Source organism: Ruminococcus sp. 210702-SL.1.03 (genome assembly GCF_020559915.1).
In the GTDB taxonomy this organism is placed as follows: domain Bacteria; phylum Bacillota; class Clostridia; order Oscillospirales; family Ruminococcaceae; genus YE71.
Map to the genome: position 1 here is coordinate 1 of NZ_JAJCLZ010000133.1, position 392 is coordinate 392.

Here is a 392-nt window from a genome sequence, read left to right on the forward strand (position 1 = left end):
CAAAAAACAGAGAAAATCAAGGCTGTTCTTAAAGACCACGAGCAATTAAATACATTAGATATTGGCTTATTCAAAGCGTGTATTTCACGAATCTGGATAAGCCATTTTTGTACCATAGAGGTTGAATTTATCAACGGAGTACACATCAAAAATATCACAGAAAGGAATGACAAAAATGTCCACAGCTCCGAATGTAACGGTAATCCCTGCGAAAGTGCAGACAACGGAAAACCGTGATAAATATCACCAATTAAGAGTCGCCGCATACTGCCGTGTCAGCACAGAACAAGAGGAACAGCAGAATTCATATCAGGTACAGATCGCCTATTACACCGATTTGATCAACCGAAAAAAGGAATGGACGCTTGCCGGAGTTTTTGCCGACGAAGGGA

At 40.8% G+C, this 392-nt stretch carries 1 pseudogene; it reads left to right on the forward strand.

The window, feature by feature from the left end:
- Nucleotides 1–175: 175 nt before the first annotated feature.
- Nucleotides 176–392: pseudogene (locus LI114_RS13785) on the forward strand (recombinase family protein); the annotation flags it as partial.